4 protein-coding genes are annotated in these 3,825 nt (G+C 38.2%); 3 read left to right on the top strand and 1 reads right to left on the bottom strand.

Translation table 11 applies throughout. The features are described 5' to 3' along the window. Positions 1-201 precede the first annotated feature (201 nt). From BT797_RS20620 to BT797_RS20610, 3 genes are all read left to right on the top strand, one after another. Positions 202-978, top strand: a complete 777-nt coding sequence (locus BT797_RS20620) for a DUF2971 domain-containing protein (protein WP_170860812.1) — start codon at positions 202-204, stop codon at positions 976-978. 100 nt (positions 979-1,078) lie between these two features. Beyond that, positions 1,079-1,954, top strand: coding sequence for a hypothetical protein (locus BT797_RS20615; RefSeq protein WP_075473325.1), 876 nt, complete (start codon positions 1,079-1,081; stop codon positions 1,952-1,954). A gap of 144 nt (positions 1,955-2,098) precedes the next feature. Next, positions 2,099-2,479 carry a hypothetical protein gene (locus BT797_RS20610; protein WP_075473324.1) on the top strand — a complete coding sequence of 127 codons (381 nt, stop codon included), beginning with the start codon at positions 2,099-2,101 and terminating at the stop codon, positions 2,477-2,479. Positions 2,480-2,763: 284 nt separating this feature from the next. On the opposite strand, the gene BT797_RS20605 is transcribed toward BT797_RS20610, so the two are convergent. Continuing rightward, a complete protein-coding gene (locus tag BT797_RS20605) occupies positions 2,764-3,825 on the bottom strand; it encodes an IS91 family transposase (protein WP_075473323.1) in 1,062 nt (353 codons plus the stop codon).

The following is a 3,825-nucleotide window of genomic DNA, read 5'->3' as shown; positions in this document are numbered from 1 at the left end:
CAGCGGCTTCGTTCAACAAGGCAATTAAATGCAACCAAAACAGCTGGTTACGTTTCGGTTCGATCCACGTTTTAACCCACTATTTTAGTCCGCTTATTGCGGCGTTATGAGTCAGTTCCTATGGAATACCTATATAAATTTTCAGAAGTTAACGACGATAAACTCGAGTCATTATCGTTAAATCAGTTATGGTTTTCGAAATTGAATGATTTAAATGATCCTTTCGAAGGTGAATATATCATTAGTAGTGAAGTTTCTGATTCAAGTGATATTGTATCAGCCATTAAAGGCTTCATTAACTCTCAAGGGAGCAATGTTAGTTGGGAGTTAAGGGAAACATACAAGCAACTAGATGCTCATTCGGGTGAAAAACTTCCCGAAAAAGATCTAAATGAAATCGTTAAATTCTTAGATGATTGTTTAGAGGAGCATATGCAAGCTGCAAAACAATTATGTGCTTGCAGTTTTATACAAAAAAGTAATGATAAAGATCCCCTTATAAATAACCTCATGTGGTCTCACTATTCCGATGGCTTACGTGGTTACTGTTTAAAGTTTGATAATGATATTATATTTAAAACGCTAGGAACTGAGTCTAACCCAATACTAACAAGAATTACTGTCGATTATGTAGATGCAGTGAAGGCGGTCAATTCAATTAAATATTTTTCTGAAAATTTTCATGAACTATTCCCTGGGATTTTCTTGCCAGCAAAAATTAAAATGTATAATTTATTTTCGACCAAATCCAAGGATTGGAAATACGAAAATGAATGTAGACTATTCGCGGGTAAAAGTGGGCAAATGCCTTATTCCGGTGAAGCATTAATAGAAGTGATAATTGGCGATAAAATGAAGACAAAACACTTAGAAAACCTTAAAATAAATGCGCTTAAGGCTAATCCAAAAGTAGTTTTTAGAACAGCAAGGGTGAAAACAGGAACATATGATATTGAGTTAGTCGATGTAGACTCATAGTAAGGCATTTAAACGAAACTAAAACAGTTGTTTACGTTACGCTTCACTACACATTTTAGTCCGCTTAATGCGGCGTTATAAACTTTTGGAGTTCACCACAATGACAGATTATTACTCACATAAAATTGAGGACATACAATCCATCTATGAGGATGTATGTACTTGGTTTGATTCTTTGGGTTTTTCGTATGTCAGAACTCGATATGGAACATATAAAAATGTTTTTTCAGAGTTCCTACGTATTGTAAATGAACGAGATATTCCAGATGACTTAGCGGATTTTAAGCTTAAATTTGATAATGCGTATCTGGAAGTTCATGAAGCAATCAGAATATACAATGGGCTTAAAGAACATGATGCCCCGCAGTTTCTAGAACAACTGAAAAAAGTCATGTCGGGTCAAGAGTTCCGAGCAAAAAAAAGTGATGACCAAGCGAGAGACTTTCTTTTTGAGCTTTCAGTTGCTACTAGGTTTATTAATGCTGGTTATAAAGTGGATCTGAAAGGTGTTTGTGACATTGTTGTTGATTTGAATAACTACAAAACGTTGTTTGTTGAATGTAAAAGAATTAAATCAAGTAAGAAAATAGGGAAAAATGTAAAGAAAGCGAATGAACAGCTTAAGAAAAGGCTTAAAAAAACAGGGCAACCCAATGCCGTTGGGCTTGTAGCGATAAATATTACCGATCTCTTACCCAAAAAAGAACAGCTGCCTTTTAACTCAAATATTGCAGCAACACAGTTTCATAGAGTTACCACACAAGAATTTGTTTTTGGGAACGTCTTGGATCTAATGTCCAATAAGTTTGATGGTTGTCTGGGGGTAATGTGTGAAAGCTCTATGATGAACTATTTTTTCACTCAGTCTGAATTGAATGGATTTCAATACTCAAGGCATACGGGTCATATACCGTATAGTGATAGTTCATTGTATGAAAATCTAAGCAAAGAACTGAGTAATCAAGACATCAAATAAAATTTATAACAGAGTATTTAAGAGTGACTCCAAACGCTTGCCGTTTCGCTTCGCTCAAGTATGTAATCGTTTGTAGCACCTTGATCCCACATTAAAAAGCAACTTGTAGCATCAGTGCATAAAGTTATGTTTAGGTAAATTTAAATGTTTAATATCTTAGTAAAATTTAAAGACTCTGGTCATGTTTGTGAGTATCAAAGTGAGTTACAGCTTCCTGTTGGGCTAGGGTTGTCACTTAGAACAAAGCACGGTGAAGGATTTTGCACCGTCACAGAGAATAAAGAGAAAGTTGAAGTAGTTGATACCTCTAAAAACATAATGACTCGTTGGATTACATCTTATAGCGTGATTACAAATTCATCATGCCTTGGTATAAGTGATGAACTGCAGAAAGAAATTTTTGAAAACTACCGTAAATGGAGTGAACTAAACTTACATTCACAGGTGGAGTATCAAAAGCGAAAAGACTCTGGTTGTTTGGGTGAGGTAGATTGTTATTGTGCATATTGCAGTACTGACTATTAAATTTCCCTCTGGTGTCGCATTTTAACAAATAAAACAAATAAGAATAGGTGTCGCGCAGCCGACACCTTATTCGGGTGTTGAATAAGCCCGAGCCCTTCTTTATATAGTAAATAACGTGTTTGATCTTGATAGGCACTTCGCCTTGAATGTAAATTCAAGGCGAGCGGAATTGAGATAAATAACAGACCTGTTATTTATCAATGAACTAGTCAGTTTTCATCATTAATTCACCATCTCCAATCTTAAATGCTAATGCCATTATTCCTATTATGTTCGCCTTTCGGCTAGGTCGTTCGTGTAATGCCAACACACCTCATTTCATGCTGACAGCAAGGACAAATACGGATTGCTTTTGCTGTGCTCGTTGCAACGAGCTCAGGCATACTCCAATTAAACAGATGCAGTAATAGGACTTGAATACGCACGCGTAACCGCTTTGCATTACCGTGCAAAAAACCATAATCCCGCACTCGCTGTAATCCTTTTGGTAACACATGTTGCAAGATGAGCCAGAGAAATTTCAAGGTCGGTAAGATTCTGGTTTTCGTTACTTGCGTTTGTCCGTCTTTGTACTTGAACGTGACCGTATTATTGCTTGTGTCGATGATATCTTTATCAGGCAACACACCGCGATACAAATAGCGAGATAGATATTGTAAGGCGGGAAGACCGTAACCGACTTTTCGGCAATCAACGACCCATTTAGTGGGTAATGTGTCCGCGTTAGCCAGCGACAAATCAACGTGCTTATTGATTGTATCAATCATTCTCGCTCGCCAGACTTTAGCCAGTGCAAAGGCGTTAAACAGATAGTTGCTCTTACCTTTATACCATTGGTTTCGTGTTTTATTGTAGCTGCCATTGGCGACTATAATGTGTAAGTGGGGATGTAAATTACGTTGCCTGCTGTGAGTATGCAAAACGGTGGTGAAGCCAATTTCACCGCCGTTTTTACGTCTGGAAAAATCCTTCAACACACTTGCTGCAACTGAGAACATGGATTGATAGAGCGGCTTGGGTTGCGAACGCGCAAGCGCTCGTAACTCGTAAGGCAAAGTGAACGTGACCATAAAGTAGTGCACGGGCAGTAACTTTGATTGTTGGCGCTCAAGCCAATCAGAAGTCGTGCGTTGCTGGCATTGCGGACAATGTCGATGGCCGCAAGAAAGCGGCAGTCGGTCATCATGTTGGCAGTGACCACAATACCATTGCGAGCAACCTCGGTTGCTCGTTTTACAACTGAGCATAGCGTAGATTGCACGACGGCTTTCATGGGAAAGTTGATTGCCAAATTGGCGTTCAAACTCGTCATGATGCTGACGAAGTAAACCACTAAAGTTAAACAT

Source organism: Moritella viscosa, assembly GCF_900120065.1.
Taxonomy (GTDB): Bacteria; Pseudomonadota; Gammaproteobacteria; order Enterobacterales; family Moritellaceae; genus Moritella; species Moritella viscosa.
Note: the sequence above shows the minus strand (reverse complement) of the source record. Positions and strands in the feature narration are given on the sequence as shown.

Bases quoted from the DNA above. Each gene is read 5' to 3' on its own strand.
- BT797_RS20610 (WP_075473324.1), top strand. From the start codon at position 2,099: ATGTTTAATATCTTAGTAAAATTTAAAGACTCTGGTCATGTTTGTGAG.
- BT797_RS20615 (WP_075473325.1), top strand. From the start codon at position 1,079: ATGACAGATTATTACTCACATAAAATTGAGGACATACAATCCATCTAT.
- BT797_RS20605 (WP_075473323.1), bottom strand. From the start codon at position 3,825: ATGTTTAACTTTAGTGGTTTACTTCGTCAGCATCATGACGAGTTTGAA.